11 protein-coding genes and 1 pseudogene are annotated in these 14,468 nt (G+C 73.2%); 3 read left to right on the top strand and 9 right to left on the bottom strand.

Features of this window, described 5'->3' with window-relative positions; all coding sequences use genetic code 11:
• Nucleotides 1-164 precede the first annotated feature (164 nt).
• Nucleotides 165-590 (top strand): DUF5319 domain-containing protein, encoded by a 426-nt coding sequence (locus CBOVI_RS02275; protein ID WP_010265806.1) that lies wholly within the window; start codon nucleotides 165-167, stop codon nucleotides 588-590.
• A gap of 155 nt (nucleotides 591-745) precedes the next feature.
• On the opposite strand, the gene CBOVI_RS02270 is transcribed toward CBOVI_RS02275, so the two are convergent.
• Nucleotides 746-1,888 carry a hypothetical protein gene (locus CBOVI_RS02270; protein WP_183273646.1) on the bottom strand — a complete coding sequence of 381 codons (1,143 nt, stop codon included), beginning with the start codon at nucleotides 1,886-1,888 and terminating at the stop codon, nucleotides 746-748.
• An 88-nt stretch (nucleotides 1,889-1,976) separates the two neighbouring features.
• Nucleotides 1,977-2,612 (bottom strand): RNA polymerase sigma factor ShbA, encoded by a 636-nt coding sequence (gene shbA, locus CBOVI_RS02265; RefSeq protein WP_010271329.1) that lies wholly within the window; start codon nucleotides 2,610-2,612, stop codon nucleotides 1,977-1,979.
• 433 nt (nucleotides 2,613-3,045) lie between these two features.
• Between shbA and CBOVI_RS02260 the strand changes: the two genes are divergently transcribed.
• Entirely contained in the window at nucleotides 3,046-3,348 is a 303-nt protein-coding gene (locus CBOVI_RS02260) for a WhiB family transcriptional regulator (RefSeq protein ID WP_029157950.1), read from the top strand.
• Nucleotides 3,349-3,447: 99 nt separating this feature from the next.
• Here CBOVI_RS02260 and groL read toward each other — a convergent pair whose 3' ends face one another.
• The 6 genes from groL to CBOVI_RS02230 all read right to left on the bottom strand — a co-directional run bounded on the left by groL (nucleotide 3,448) and on the right by CBOVI_RS02230 (nucleotide 12,096).
• A complete protein-coding gene (gene groL, locus CBOVI_RS02255; protein ID WP_010271324.1) occupies nucleotides 3,448-5,061 on the bottom strand; it encodes a chaperonin GroEL in 1,614 nt (537 codons plus the stop codon).
• A gap of 18 nt (nucleotides 5,062-5,079) precedes the next feature.
• Nucleotides 5,080-5,379 (bottom strand): co-chaperone GroES, encoded by a 300-nt coding sequence (gene groES / locus CBOVI_RS02250; RefSeq protein ID WP_010271321.1) that lies wholly within the window; start codon nucleotides 5,377-5,379, stop codon nucleotides 5,080-5,082.
• Between the two features lie 141 nt (nucleotides 5,380-5,520).
• Nucleotides 5,521-6,021 carry a hypothetical protein gene (locus CBOVI_RS02245; protein ID WP_010271318.1) on the bottom strand — a complete coding sequence of 167 codons (501 nt, stop codon included), beginning with the start codon at nucleotides 6,019-6,021 and terminating at the stop codon, nucleotides 5,521-5,523.
• Between the two features lie 163 nt (nucleotides 6,022-6,184).
• Nucleotides 6,185-8,914, bottom strand: a complete 2,730-nt coding sequence (gene tsaB / locus CBOVI_RS02240; RefSeq protein WP_125187164.1) for a tRNA (adenosine(37)-N6)-threonylcarbamoyltransferase complex dimerization subunit type 1 TsaB — start codon at nucleotides 8,912-8,914, stop codon at nucleotides 6,185-6,187.
• Nucleotides 8,915-9,260: 346 nt separating this feature from the next.
• On the bottom strand, nucleotides 9,261-11,252 hold the full coding sequence (gene tsaE / locus CBOVI_RS02235) for a tRNA (adenosine(37)-N6)-threonylcarbamoyltransferase complex ATPase subunit type 1 TsaE (RefSeq protein ID WP_010271267.1): 1,992 nt from the start codon (nucleotides 11,250-11,252) through the stop codon (nucleotides 9,261-9,263).
• Between the two features lie 388 nt (nucleotides 11,253-11,640).
• The gene (locus CBOVI_RS02230) at nucleotides 11,641-12,096 is read right to left on the bottom strand and encodes a hypothetical protein (protein ID WP_290214990.1); all 456 of its coding nucleotides are present in this window, start codon (nucleotides 12,094-12,096) and stop codon (nucleotides 11,641-11,643) included.
• Between the two features lie 192 nt (nucleotides 12,097-12,288).
• Between CBOVI_RS02230 and CBOVI_RS02225 the strand changes: the two genes are divergently transcribed.
• A complete protein-coding gene (locus tag CBOVI_RS02225; RefSeq protein WP_290214988.1) occupies nucleotides 12,289-13,761 on the top strand; it encodes a hypothetical protein in 1,473 nt (490 codons plus the stop codon).
• A 32-nt stretch (nucleotides 13,762-13,793) separates the two neighbouring features.
• Here the strand turns inward: CBOVI_RS02225 and CBOVI_RS10855 are convergent.
• Nucleotides 13,794-14,171: pseudogene (locus CBOVI_RS10855) on the bottom strand (hypothetical protein); the annotation flags it as partial.
• Nucleotides 14,172-14,468: the final 297 nt, after the last annotated feature.

Here is a 14,468-nt window from a genome sequence, read left to right as displayed (position 1 = left end):
CCTCCCGGTGGGGTCCGGGTCGGGCCCGGGTGGGGGTCGACGCCGCCCTTCCGGCGTCGGTGTCCACAGGGTGGCCGCGGGCCGCGGGGCGGGTTGTCCACAGGACGGTCCGCGGTGCGGCCGGGGGCTGTTCCCCCACGACGGCCCGGGGTACGGTGGACAGCGTGGATTTCGACGACGCACCGATGCCCCCGGACCCCTTCGCGGACGACCCGAACGATCCGGCGTCCTTCATGGACCCGGACCCGGACGGCGACTACGAGGAGCTCTCGGCGGAGGAGGTCTTCGCCCTGCAGGAGGACCTCGAGAACGTGCGCCTGTTCCGCAGCCTCCTCGAGCCCCGCGGTATCCTGGGGATCGCGACGCTGTGCGACGACTGCGACGAGGTGCACTACTACGACTGGGCGATCATCGTGGGGAGGATCACGACGATGCTCTCCCGTGAACCGGCCCCGGTGCACGAGCCGGGCGCGGCCCCGGATCCGAACATGTACGTGACGTGGGACTACTGCGCGGGGTACGCGGACGCGGCGGACCACTACTCGCAGCCGTCGCGGGCCCCGCGCACCCGGTACCCCTGGTCGCGGTGACGCGACCGAAACCTCAGCCGCGGTGACGCGAAGGAAAACTGAGCCGCGGTAGCGCGAAAGACAACGAAGAAACCTCAGCCGCGGTCGTGCGCCCGGAACACCGGCCGCGGTGACGCCGGCGACGACTGAGGCCGTGCCGGGCGCGGGGGCCGGGGCTACGCCTGCGGGACGGTGTGGGCGGTCCCGGCGCCGGCGCCTGTCGCGGCTCCGGCCGCACCCGCGCCCGCGGGCCCCTCGGTCCCGGCGCCGGCACCGCTCTGCGTAGCCCCGGTGGTCCCGGGCCCGGTCGCGTCGGCACCCGCCCCGCTCTGCACCCCGCCCGCGGTTCCGGTGGTGTCGGCCCCGTCGGTCGCGCCACCGGCGGCCCCGGTGCCGGTCCCGGCGTCCGGGGCACCCGTGTCGGGCGTGTCCGTGTCGGGTGCGGTGACGGTCGGCGTGGGGGCCGTCGCCTCGGTCGGTTCACTGGTCGGGGCCGGGTCGGTCTCCGCCGTGGTCCGGCGGGACGTCGGGTCGGTGCCGCGGGTCCGGCGCGTCGTGCGGGCGGCGTCGTCCTTGTCCCCGTCCCCGGCGTGGCGTTCGCCGGAGGTCGCGGCACCGTCGCCGCGCTCCCGGCCGGCGTCGCCGTGGCCCGGGCGCGGGGAGCGGGAGGGGTCGCCGGCGCCGGCCTGCCCCGTCGCGGCCCCCGGCGCGCTCGTGCCGGCGGAGGTGCTGGAGCTCGACGCCGTCCCGTCGTCGTCCTTCACCGACGGGATGCCGGGCACCGGGATGCTGCCCGTGTAGGCGGCGTAGCCGAGCCCGCCGAAGGCGATGGCCGCGGCCGCTCCCCCGGCGACGAACAGCGCCGTCGCGGACACACCGCTGGCGGCGACCCGCCGGGCGAGGACCCGGCGCACGCTGCGGGGACCCCGGCGCCCACGGCCCGTGGCCGCGAAGGGCACGACGTCGCCGTCCGGACCGTCCACGCCGTCGGCACTGTCCACGCCGTCCGCACCGTCCGCGCCGGTCGCGGTGGGGAACTGCTCCGTCGCCGCGGCCGTGAAGGGCACGACGTCGCCGTCGGCACCGTCCGGGCTGTCCGCGCCGTCGGCACCGTGGTCGTCGCCGTCCGTCGCGAACAGGTCGCCGAGCGTCGGCGGGGCGGGGATCTCCGCGCGGGCCTCCCGGGCCGCGGAGGCGAGGAGACCGCTGAGACGGTCGTCGTCCCCCGACCCGCCCCGGGCGAGATCGTCGAGCAGACGGTCAGCGGCCAGGACCGACTCGAGGTCGTCCTTCCCGTGGCCGGTGAAGTCGTCTGTCATGGCGCTGTCCTTCCCGCGTGGATGTCGCGGTGCGTGGTGGATGTGGTCCACCCGGGGGTGGGGGGTGTGAGGCGGGTCATCACGGCGGTCACGGTCGGGCCTCCCTCCGGTCACCGGCACGGTGACCGTGGTCGCCCGGGGCGGCCCCGCCCGGTGCGTCCTGCGCCGCGAGCTGCTCGCGGAGCTTCGCCAACGCCCGGAACTGGGCCACGCGGACGGCACCGGCCGAGGTCCCGAGGATCCTCGCGGTCTCCTCGGCGGAGTAGCCCTCGAAGACCCTGAGGATGATGATGTCCCGTGCCTTGTCGCTGAGGATATCGAGCAGTCCGGCGATCTCGTTACACCCGTCACGGACGATCGCCGAGGATTCCGGTGTGTTCTCCGTCACTTCCGTGTCCGGCACGTCCTCCGTGGGGACGGCCTGGTCCCGGGACTGCGACCGCAACGCGTCGACGATCTTGTTCGCGGCGACCCGGTAGACGAAGGCCATGAACGGCAACCCCCGGTCCGCGTACCCCGGAAGGGCCCGCGCGACGGCGAGGCACACCTCCTGTGCGATGTCCTCCGCCGTCGGGTACCGCCACTGCGGCACGCGGGCGCGGCAGTAGCGCACGACGGGGGCGTGGATGAGGTTGATGATGCGCTGCACCACCGCGGTGTCGCCGGCGACGGCGTCCGGGACGAGGCGCGCGAGCGCCGCGTCCAGGTCTTCAGTCGTCGTCATGTCTCACTCCGGGGTCGGCCGTGCAGGGTACCGGGAGGGGCGGGGTCCATCGGGATCCGTCGGTCCCGGTTCGGCCCGGGGCCCGTTGCAACACAAATGTAATACCTACCATCGACAATCTACGGCATCACCGGACCCGGGCCCCGTCCGGTTCGCCCGCCGGCGGCGTCGTCCCCGGTGCGAGGTCCCCCTCCCGGGGGCCCGGACCCCCTCCCCGACCGGCCCGCGAACAATTCACCGTGTGTTCACCCACCGGCATCAGAGCAGGTCACCACGGGTACAGGAGCCGACGGAGCCTCCCCGCGGGGGTGGCGCAACCTCTCGTGCACACCGTCGTCATCTGTCGTTCATGTCCCGCGCGCACGCTACCTGGGTGCGTCCGGCCGAGGGCCGGGCCGTCAGCACGACGTCGACACCAGTCGAGGAGATCTCCATGCCCCAGCCCCGCCAGCTTCCCGGTCCGACCGCCACAATGTGGGATTGGCAGCTCCACGGCTCCTGCCGAGGTGTGGACTCGTCCGTCTTCTTCCACCCGGACGGCGAACGCGGCCGCGCCCGGGAGATGCGCGAACACCGCGCGAAGGCGATCTGCCGCGAATGCCCGGTGCTCGTGCGGTGCCGCGAGCACGCCCTGAGCGTCGGCGAGACCTACGGGGTCTGGGGCGGGATGAGCGAGGCCGAGCGGGACTCGATCCTCCACCCGGCGTCCCGCAACCGCCGCCGCATGGCCTCCTGACCCGCCCCCGGACACACCTCGGGCCCGGCACCTCGCATGAGGTCCGGGCCCGCTCACGGCCGGGCGGCCGGTCAGCCGCCCCCGCCGTTCCTGGTGCGCCTAGTGGTGGTGGTGCCCACCGGCCGCCGGGGCGGCCTTCTGCGGCTTGTCGACGACGGCGGTCTCGGTCGTGAGGACCATCCGCGCGACGGACGTGGCGTTGACCACGGCGGAGTGGGTGACCTTCACCGGGTCGATGATGCCCTCGGCGACGAGGTCGCCGTACTCCAGGGTGGCGGCGTTGAAGCCCTCACCGTTGGGGCGGTCGGCGATCGCGTTGACGACGACGGCGCCGTCGAGGCCCGCGTTGTCGGCGATCCAGTACGCCGGGCGGCGCAGGGCCTTGGCGAGGGACCGGATGCCGATGGCCTCGTCACCCTCGTAGGACGCGGAGAGCTCGTCGAGCTCCGTGGCGATCTGCACGAGGACGGACCCGCCACCGGCGATGACCCCCTCCTGCGAGGCGGCGCGGGCCGCGTTGATGGCGTCCTCGATCCGCAGCTTGCGCTCGTTGACCTCGGTCTCGGTGGCCCCGCCGGCACGGATGACGGCGACACCCCCGGAGAGCTTCGCGAGGCGCTCCTCGAACTTCTCCTTGTCCCAGGAGGAGTCCGTGCGCTCGATGTCGTTGCGGATCTGCTGGCGCCGGGTCTCGACGGCCTCGGCGCTGCCGCCGCCGTCGACGATGACCGTCTCGTCCTTGGAGACGGTGACGCGGCGGGCGGACCCGAGCTGGTCGAGCGTGGTCTCCGCGAGGGAGTGGCCGAGCTCCTTGTCGATGACCGTGCCGCCGGTGACGACGGCGAGGTCGTCCATGAACGCCTTCCGGCGGTCACCGAAGTACGGGGACTTCACGGCGACGACCTTGACGGACTTGCGGATGGCGTTGACGACGAGCATCTGCAGCGGCTCGCCCTCGACGTCCTCCGCGACGATGAGGACGGGCTTGCCGGCCTCGGCGATCTTCTCCAGGACCGGCAGGAACTCCGGCAGGGAGGAGATCTTCTCGCGGACGAGGAGCACGACGGCACCGTCGAGGACGGCGGTGCCGGAGTCGGCGTCGGTGACGAAGTACGGGGACAGGTAGCCCTTGTCGAAGGAGACGCCCTCGGTGACGGTCTGCTCGTCCTCGAGGGACTGGGACTCCTCGACGGTGACGACGCCGTCGCGGCCGACCTTCTCCATGGCGTCGGCGACCATGCGGCCGACCTGCGCGTCACGGGAGGAGACGGTGGCGACGTTGGCGATCGCGGCGCTGTCGGCGACGGGCTTGGCCCGCTCGCGCAGCAGCTCCACGGTCTTCTCCGCGCCGGCGGCGATGCCGGCGTTGAGGGCGATGGGGTTGGCCCCGGCGGCGACGTTGCGCAGGCCCTCGGCGATGAGGGCCTGGGCGAGGAGCGTCGCCGTCGTCGTGCCGTCACCGGCGATGTCGTTGGTCTTGATGGCGACGGACTTGACGAGCTGGGCACCGAGGTTCTCGAAGGGGTCCTCGAGCTCGATGTCGCGGGCGATGGTGACGCCGTCGTTCGTGACGGTCGGGCCACCGAAGGCCTTCTGCAGAACGACGTTGCGGCCCCGGGGGCCGAGGGTCACCCGCACCGCGTCCGCCAGCGTGTCGACGCCCTTCTGGAGGCCTTCGCGGGCCTCCTGGTCGAATGCGATGAGTTTGGACATACGGAAACGGTCCCTCTTCTACTTCTCGATGACGGCGAGGATGTCGCGCTGGCTGAGGATGAGGTACTCCTCGCCGGAGTACTTGAGCTCCGTGCCGCCGTACTTGGAGAAGACGACGGTGTCGCCCTCCTTGACCTCCATGGGGATGCGGTCGTTGTCGTCACCCACGCGGCCGGGACCGACGGCGATGACGGTCGCCTCCTGCGGCTTCTCCTTGGCGGAGTCCGGGATGACGAGCCCGGACGCGGTCGTCGTCTCGGCCTCGACGATCTGGACGAGGACACGGTCCTCGAGCGGCTTGATGTTGACGTTCGCCACGATGAATACCTCCGTGTATTCGTGTCTCAGTGAATGGTGTGCCGGTTGGTCTTCCGTGCACAGCCGTCGTCGCGGGTGAACAACTGTGGGTACACAACCTACTGGCACTCTACCCGGGCAAGTGCTAACGCTCAACCGCCCTCACCGGCTGCGGAGGTTCAGCACGGCGTCGCGCCACAGCCGGTACTCCTCCGGCTGGTCCTCCCGGTAGTTCTCCACCGCGCGGATGCCCCGCCGGACCGTCTCGACGTCCTCGTCGGTGAGGTCGCCGCCGTCGGCCCCGGTGAACAGGACCGTCCCGCAGATCGCCCGGGTCGGGTCGGAGAGGAAGGCGGAGTTGCCGGTGTCCTGCTCGTTGCGGCCCATGGAGGCGAGGGGGTTGGGTTCCGACGCCACGTCCGGCGACGCCGCGTCCCCGTCACCGGCGGCGGTGCCGGTGGTGCCGGCCGTGCCGTCGGCCCCGGCCGCGGCGGGGTCGGAGTGGGAGCTGGCGTAGACGCAGGCGACCGAGCGGCCGTCCTCGACGAACGCGACGCTGAGGCGACCGTCGGCGGGCGCGCCGAGGAGGTCGGTGGCCTGGGAGAGGTCGACGTCGACCTCCTCGGCGGTGAGATCAGGGGTGACGAGCAGGGAGCGGGCCACGGCGGGCCTCCTTCACGTGCGGGTCCGCCGGTGTGACGGGCGGACGGTGTGTGGTCTTCCCGCTCATTGTGCCAGCGGTCCCGCGCCCCCGCAGGTCGAGCGGAACGGAACCGCTACGGCCCGTGCGCTGGCAACATGCCGCCCGCCGGGGCACCCGTCCGGCTCAGCGCACGAGCGGCACCGCGACGTCGAGCGACGGGTAGGAGCCGACGCCGAGGCCGCTCGGCCCCTCCCCCGCCGCGATGAGTTCGGCGGCGAGCGTCGCGGTCATCACGCCGTTGTCCGTGCACAGCCGCAGCGGCGGGACGCGCAGCGCGACCCCCGCGGCGTCGCACCGCTGCCGGGCGAGCTCGCGGAGCCGCCGGTTGGCGGACACCCCGCCACCGAGGAGCAGTGTCGTCGCACCGGTGTCGACGCACGCCCGGACGGCCTTCGCGGTGAGCACGTCGACGACCGCCTCCTGGAAGGACGCGCAGAGGTCGGCGACGGCGATCGTGCGCCCGTCGCGTTCGGCCTGTTCGACGTACCGGGCGACGGCGGTCTTCAGCCCGGAGAAGGAGAAGTCGTACGGCGCGTCGCCCGGGCGGGTGAGCCCGCGGGGGAAGGCGACGGCCGCGGGGTCGCCCGTCGCGGCGAGACGGTCGATCACCGGCCCGCCCGGGTAGCCGAGGCCGAGGAGCCGGGCGACCTTGTCGTAGGCCTCCCCGGCGGCGTCGTCGAGGGTGCCGCCGAGTTCACGCATCGGGTGGCCGATGCCGTCGACCTCGAGGATCTGGGTGTGCCCGCCGCTGACGAGCAACGCCACGGCGTGCCCCAGGGTGTCCCCGCCGTCCGGGGCCCCTTCCGCGCCACGGGCCGCGTCCCCGCCGGCCGGGGCCTGCTGCGCGCGGGCGGCGTCGTTCCCCCCGGGACCGGCCACGGCGTCGACGGCGACGTGCCCCCCGAGGTGGTTGACCGCGTAGAAGGGGACCTGCCACGCGGCGGCGTAGGCCTTCGCCGCGGCCGAGCCGACGAGCAGCGCCCCGGCGAGCCCCGGGCCGATCGTCGCGGCGACGGCGTCGGGCCGGTCGCGCCCGGTCCGTCGCCGCAGGGCCCGGCGCGCGGCCCGCACCGTGGGCACGAGGGCCTCCAGGTGGGCGCGGGACGCGATCTCGGGGACGACGCCGCCGAACCGGGCGTGCTGGTCCATGGAGGAGGCGACCTCGTCGGCGATGAGCTCCACGCGGTGGCCGCCGTCGGCACGCCGGTCGAGGGCGACGACGCCCACGCCGGTCTCGTCGCAGGAACTCTCGATGCCGAGGACGACGGTCACGTCCCCGTCGGGCGTCGCGTCCGTGCCCCGGTCGGCGGCCCCGTCGGTACGGTCGGCGGCCCCGTCGGTACGGTCGGTGCCCCCGTCGGCCGTGTCCGCGCGCCGTGCCGGCCGGACCATCGTGTACGCGTCCGCCCCGGACGGCTGGTAGTAGTTCCGGCGCAGCCCGACCTCCTCGAAGCCGTAGCTGCGGTAGAGGCCGCGGGCGGCGTCGTTGTCCGTGCGGACCTCCAGGTAGACGGGCGCGCCGAGCTGGTCGGCGAGCTCCATGAGCGGTTCCATGAGCAGGTGCGCCCAGCCCCGCCCCTGGTGGCGCGGGTCGATGCCGATGGTGTGGATCTCGCACTCCGGGTCGGCGGCCGGGCCGTTGACGGCGATGCCCGCGTACCCGATGACCTCCCCGGTCACCGTGGCCCCCCGGTCCGCGGCGTCCCGGTCCGCGCCGGTCGCGGCCGTCGGTGCACCCTCCCGGTCCGCACCCGTTGCGGCGGTCGGTGCACCCTCCCCGTCCGCGCCGGTCGCGGCGGCCGGGTCGTCGGGCAGCACGAGCCCCAGGAAGTGAGTGCGCGGCGCGGTGATCTCGGCGATGAACCCCTCGACCGGCCACGGGGAGTCCCCGGGGAAGAGCTGCTGCTCCAGTTCCGCGCACCGGGGCGCGGCCTCCGGGGGGAGGGTGACGACGACGGGACGCTCCCCCGGCGCGGGCGTGTCCGCCGTGGGCTCCGCGCTGGTCCGGGCGGTGACGTCGCCGGTGAGGGCGGGCGACACGGCGCGCGGCTTCGGTTCCGCCGCATCCGGTCGGCGCAGGTAGAGCGCCCGCAGCGGCGGGGCGTCGGCGCGGAGGTCGGCTCCGGTGGCCAGGGCCGCGCGGACGAGGGAGCGGGCGGAGGGGTGGGCGTCGTCGTCGAGAATCCTCCGGTCGGGCCCGAACAACTCCCGGACCTGCGCGGCGACCCCGGACGCGACGAGCACCGGCACCCCGGCCGGGGCGGCGGCGACGACGGCGGCGGGGGTGTCGACGGCCGGCGGGGACAGCGTCTCGAGGGCCGGGGCGGTGCCGGCGGTGCCGGGCGAGAGGGCGTAGCGGGCGTGGTACCACTCGCGCCGGCGGGCGTCGGTGATGACGAGCACCTCGCGCCGGTCGGTGACCTGCGCCGCGCGGGCGGGCGCGTCGTCCCCGTCGGCGGCGGTCTCCGTGCCGGCGGCGGTGGTGTCGGGCGCGTCGTCCCCGTCGGCGGCGGTGATGTCGGGGAGGGTCGCGGCGACGGCGGCGACGCTGGGCACACCGTGGACGGGCACGCCGAGGGCGTCACCGAACGCGGCGGCGGTGGCCATGCCGACGCGCAGGCCCGTGAACGGCCCGGGGCCGGTGCCGACGACGACCGCGTCGATGTCGCCGGGCGTCAACCCGGCGGCGTCGAGCCCCTGCAGGATGCCCGGGGTGAGCAGTTCCATGTGGCCGCGGGGGCTGTCCACGTCCACCGTGGCGAGGGTGACCGGGTCGCCGCCGTCGGCGGGCACCTGCACGATGCCGGAGACGACGTGGCCGGTGGAGGTGTCTATCGCCAGGACGTTCATCATTCCTGAGAGTCTATCCCCCGGACACAAGACGTCCCCGGCACGCTCTCGCAGTAAACGTACCGGGGACTTGAGCCCGGGCCGGGTGATCAATCCGACCCGGACCTCTTGCGAAACACCCCTCACGGTGATTCATGCATCATTGAAGCACAGGACAGCCAAAGCTTCCAGATCGCTGCCCCGGCCGGGGACCCCCGTTCCCCTCATCCAGGGGCGGCGACGCGGCCGGGCCGGCGACGGGCCAGGTCACCGCCCGGCCCAGCGCCAGGTCACGGCGCGGTCCAGCGCCAGGTCACGGCCCGGTCCAGCGCCCGGTCATCGCCCGGTCCAACGCCCGCTCATCACCAGGTCACCGCCCGGTCCACCGCCAGGCCAGGGTGCGCGCCTCGTCGTCGCCGGGGGTGTCCACCCCGTCCCGGGTCAGGGTGATGTGCAGCACCCGGGTGCCCAGGGGCTCGACGACCCCCTCGCCCCACTCCGCGACGAGTGCATGGTCGGTGAGGTCGCCGTCGAGGTCGAGGGACTCCAGCGCGTCGAGGACCGCGGCCGACCTCGCCGCGGACACCCCGTGGCCCGCGCCCTGCCCGGCGGACCCGGTCTCCTCGGGCTGCCCGGCGGCCCCGGTCCCCCCGGTGCCGTGAGCATCATCGTCCCGCAGGCCGTCGAGCAGCCGGTAGGCGTCCATGTGCAGCAGCCCGGGCCCGTCGCCGGAGGGCCGGTGCTCCCGCACGACGGTGAACGTCGGGGACTGCACCCGGCCGGTCACGCCCATGCCCCGGGCGATGCCCTGCGTGAGCGTCGTCTTCCCCGCCCCCAGCGGCCCGGTGAGCACCACGACGTCCCCGGCCCGGAGTTCCCGGCCGACCGCCTCCCCGACCTGCCGCATCGCCTCGGCGGTGGGCACGGCCACCGTGCCGTCCGGGGCGCCGGGGTTCACCGGGGTCTCGGTGCCGACGCCGACGCCTGCGCCGTCCCCCGCCCCCGCGCCGGGGTTCACCGGGGTCTCGGTGCCGACGCCGACGCCTGCGCCGTCGCCCGCCCCCACGGCACCGGCAGCGTCACCCTTGCGGCCGTCGACCCCGCCCGCGCCGGCGCCCTCGCCCTCGCCGGCGGGGATGTACCGCCGCCGCACGCGCGTGCGCGGCAGCGTGAGGACCTCGTAGTCGATCGTGCCGAGCGCCCGGGCGACCTCGCTGAGCGTGGCCCCGCCCTCGCCGAAGATCACCGCCCAGTCACCGGGCCTGACCTCCGGCTCCGGGCCGTCCGCCGGCCCGAGGTCGATGACGATCTGGTCCATGCTCACCCGCCCGATCTGCCGGTAGCGGCGGCCCCGGACGGTGACGTCGAACGCGCCGGTGAGGGCGCGCGGGATCCCGTCGGCGTAGCCGATGGCGACGACGGCCGTGCGGGTGTCACGGTCGGCGGTCCACAGGCCCCCGTAGCCGACGGACTCCCCCCGGGGCACGAGTCGCGTCGTCGTGACGCGGGCCCGCAGCGTCGCGACGGGCCGCAGCCCACGGCCGCCGTCACCGCCCGCGCCCGGCTCCCCCGCGCCGACTGCGCCGTCCCCGCCGTCACCGGCACCCCCACCCGCGCACGGGTCGACGCCGTACACGCCGACCCCGGGGCGGACCATGTCGAACCGCAGGTCAGGCCGGGTGAGCGTCGCCGGGGTGTTGGCGAGGTGGTTGACGGGCACGTCGAGGCCGCGGGCCCGGCAGTCGTCGATCGCGCGGCGGAACCGGGTCGCCTGGATGTCGGTCGCCGGGGAGGTGGCGTCGTCGGCCCCCGAGAGATGGGACATGACCCCGGTGACCTCGACAGACCCGGTCCGTGCGGCGGCGGCGACGAGGTCGAGGACCTCCCCCCACTCCCCGGGCGCGATCCCGGAGCGGGACAGGCCCGTGTCCGCCATGAGCGTGGCCCGGACGGGCGGCTGCCCCGGGCGCCCCCGGTCGGCGGCGACGGCGGTGAGCGCCCGCGCGTGCTCGAGCGACGGGATGCCGAGGGTGAGACCTGCGGCGACGGCGTCGTCGAGCGGTTCGCCGGGGTACCACATCCAGGCGGTGACGGGGGCGGTGCGGCCGGCGTCGCGGAGCACCGCGAGGATGTCCAGGCCCTCCCCGACGGTCGCGACGCCGAGCTCGTCCGCCCCGTGGTCGAGCGCCGTCAGCGCCACGGCACGCGCGCCCATGTTGTAGCCGTCCGCCTTGACGACCGCCATGAGCCGGGCGGGGGCGGCGAGGGCGCGGAGCCGACGGACGTTGTGCGCGACGGCACCGAGGTCGACGACAAGTTCGGCGAGGCTGTGCGGGCCTGCCTGGGTATCACTGACGGGCATGTCTGTGATCTTCCCTCATGGGGTGCGGGGCCGCCACATCCGACCCGGCCCGCGCGCACGTCCCGGGCCGGCCGGGTCCTCCCCCGCGCGCCGGTCCGGGGCCGGCCGGGTCCTCCCCCCGCGCGCCGGTCCCGGGCCGGCCGGGTCCTCCCCCCGCGCGCCGGTCCCGGGCCGGCCGGGTCCTCCCCCGCGCGCCGGTCCGGGACCGGCCGGGTCCTGCCCCGCACGCCGGTCCGGGGCCGGCGCGGGAGGTCCGGGGCCGTGACATGCGAAAACCACCCGCCGTCCGCTCCCGGAGGAACGGTCGGAGGGTGGTTCACGCGGGGCCGCACGCGGGGTGCGGCCGGTCCGGGGTCACCGGTGGGGGACGACGGCCCCCGTCAGCGAGTTACCGGGGGATGAGACCCCAGCACCATGCGATGAGGCCGACGATGCCGGCGCCACCGATGAGGCCCAGGATCACGCTGAGCAGGCTCGGCGAGGTCACCGAACCCGGGATGCTCCCCGTGATCTTGTTGTTGTTGTCAGACCCCGGGACGGAACCCGTGATCTTGCCGTTGTTGTCGGACCCGGGGACGGAGACCGTGATCCCGCCGTTGCCCTCAGAGCCCGGGATGGAGCCCGTGATCTTGCCGTTTCCGCCAGAGCCCGGGATGCTGCCGTTGATCTTGCCGTTGTTGTCGGACCCGGGGAGCTTGACGCCCTTGTCCGAGCCGAGGATCCGGATGATGGCGTTGTCCTTGCCACCCGGCAGCGAGCCGAGGATCTTGCCGCCGTTGTCCTTGTCACCCGTCAGCGAGCCGACGAGCTTGCTGCTGCCCGTCGTGCCCTTGTCACCGGACACGGAGCCGGTGATGGAGCGGAAGATGTCCCGGATGATGTCCAGGATCGTGGGCTTCTTCTGCGCCGGCGGGGCAGGCTGCTCCGGCGTGACCGGCGGGGCAGGCTGCTCGGGCGTGGCCGGAGGCTCCGGCGTGGCCGGCGGCGTCGACTCCTCCGGCGTGGCCGGCGGGGCAGGCTGCTCCGGGGTCGCGGGGTGCTTCTCCTGGTTCTGCTGGGCCTCCTCGAGAGCCTTCTTGGCGGCATCCCGCTCGGACTCAGCCTTCTTCTTCGCGTCCTCGGAGTCCTTGAGCTGCTGCTTCAGCTCCTTCTCCGTGGCCTTGCAGTCGTCGAGGGCCTTCTTGGCGGCGTCACGCTCGGACTCAGCAGCCTTCTTGTCGTTCTGGGCGGCGTTGAGGGCAGACTCGGCGGCCTGCTTGTCCTTCTTCGCCTGATCCAGCTGCTGCTGAAGCTCCTGGGCCTTCTTCTCCGCGTCAGCGAGCTTCTTCTCCGCCTCCGCGAGCTTCGCTGCGGCATCGGAGGAGTCGCCGGCGTTCTCCGCGGGCTTGTCGCCCGGAGTCGGCTCCGTGGACGGCTTGCTCTCCTCGGACGGCTTGGCCTGCTCAGAGGGCTTAGCCTGCTCAGACGGCTTGGGCTCCTCCGACGGCTTAGCCTGCTCAGACGGCTTGGCCTCCTCCGACGGCTTAGCCTGCTCAGACGGCTTGGCCTCCTCCGACGGCTTAGCCTGCTCAGACGGCTTGGCCTCCTCGGACGGCTTAGCCTGCTCAGACGGCTTGGCCTGCTCGGACGGAGTCGGCTCCGTGGACGGCTTGGGCTCCTCAGACGGCTTGCTCTCCTCGGACGGCTTGGCCTGCTCAGAGGGCTTAGCCTGCTCAGACGGCTTGGGCTCCTCAGACGGCTTGGCCTCCTCGGACGGCTTGGCCTGCTCGGACGGAGTCGGCTCCGTGGACGGCTTGCTCTCCTCAGACGGCTTGGCCTCCTCAGACGGCTTGGGCTCCTCCGACGGCTTGTCGGACGGAGTCGGCTCCGTGGACGGCTTGGCCTCCTCCGACGGCTTGGCCTCCTCGGACGGCTTGGGCTCCTCAGACGGCTTGGCCTCCTCGGACGGAGTCGGCTCCGCGGAAGGCTTGGGCTCCTCCGACGGCTTGGGCTCCTCGGACGGCTTGGCCTGCTCAGACGGCTTGGGCTCCTCCGACGGCTTGTCGGACGGGTCGGCTCCGTGGACGGCTTGGCCTCCTCCGACGGCTTGGCCTCCTCCGACGGCTTGTCGGACGGGGTCGGCTCCGTGGACGGCTTGGCCTCCTCCGACGGCTTGGGCTCCTCAGACGGCTTGTCGGACGGGGTCGGCTCCGTGGACGGCTTGGGCTCCTCCGACGGCTTGGGCTCCTCGGACGGCTTGCTCTCCTCGGACGGCTTGGCCTCCTCAGACGGCTTGGCCTCCTCCGACGGCTTGGGATCCTCGGACGGCTTGCTCTCCTCAGACGGAGTCGGCTCGGTCGTCGCAGCCGGGGGCTCCGTCGGGGTCGGCTCCGTGGACGTAGCCTGCGGCTCGGACGAGGTCGGCTGCGGCTCTTCAGTCTTCTTGGGCGCTTCGACCGGCCGCTCATTCACGATTCGGTATCCAATGACCGACCCTGCAGGAACAGAGCAATTAGTGGTACCGCGATGATTCCCCAAGAAACTAGTTGCTGAGACGTTAGCATCAAGCAGATTCTGCGCGGCGGTGACAGTGAACCGCCCCTTCTTCTTCGGGACGACCGTCATCTCGAGCGGCTGGGTCTTCGCGGTCAGGGTGTCACCCTTGAGCGTCCCACTCACCCGATCCCGGATCTCGATCACATTCCCACGACGAGAAACCCCGGCCGGCGGGTTTCCAACGAAGTCAAAGTCGCCCGAAACCTGAATCCTGATGACGCTGGAGTTCACCCGGGCATTGCTTGCAAGTGACATCGTCCCGTCCTTGAAGACAACATCCCCAATGCTCGCCCTGATCGTCACCGGCTCACCGACGTAGACATCCTCCGGCGCATCGAACGTCACCAGTGTGGAGACGTCCTTGTCGGTATTGAGAGGCGACATTCTGATCGCACATCTCATCTGCAGTGCCGCCTGCTCTGTCGCCTGCGCCGGCGCCGCCGTCGCCTGCAGGATTAGGGCCCCCGCGGCGAGCGCCGCCCCTAACGTCCTCTTCTTCATCATATGGTGTTGTCCTTTCACACCGGGCCGAGGCGACCGTCGCCTCCAGCTCCGTAAGATCTTACTAAGACACCACAGACGCCGCACAGCAACGCCGAAGCCAGGACGTTATACAGATCACGTTATACCTATTACGTACAGCCGGTCGCATATACGCTGCACGTCTGCTTTCCGGAACCT

The sequence above is a fragment of the Corynebacterium bovis DSM 20582 = CIP 54.80 genome, from assembly GCF_030408615.1.
Classification (GTDB): Bacteria; Actinomycetota; Actinomycetes; order Mycobacteriales; family Mycobacteriaceae; genus Corynebacterium; species Corynebacterium bovis.
The sequence above is the reverse complement of the archived record's forward strand: the minus strand, read 5'-3'. Positions and strand labels throughout refer to the sequence as shown.

What these genes read in the sequence shown, in the direction of transcription:
- CBOVI_RS02270 (WP_183273646.1), bottom strand. Translation starts at nt 1,888, where the DNA reads ATGACAGACGACTTCACCGGCCACGGGAAGGACGACCTCGAGTCGGTC.
- shbA (WP_010271329.1), bottom strand. Translation starts at nt 2,612, where the DNA reads ATGACGACGACTGAAGACCTGGACGCGGCGCTCGCGCGCCTCGTCCCG.
- CBOVI_RS02260 (WP_029157950.1), top strand. Translation starts at nt 3,046, where the DNA reads ATGCCCCAGCCCCGCCAGCTTCCCGGTCCGACCGCCACAATGTGGGAT.
- groL (WP_010271324.1), bottom strand. Translation starts at nt 5,061, where the DNA reads ATGTCCAAACTCATCGCATTCGACCAGGAGGCCCGCGAAGGCCTCCAG.
- tsaB (WP_125187164.1), bottom strand. Translation starts at nt 8,914, where the DNA reads ATGATGAACGTCCTGGCGATAGACACCTCCACCGGCCACGTCGTCTCC.
- tsaE (WP_010271267.1), bottom strand. Translation starts at nt 11,252, where the DNA reads ATGCCCGTCAGTGATACCCAGGCAGGCCCGCACAGCCTCGCCGAACTT.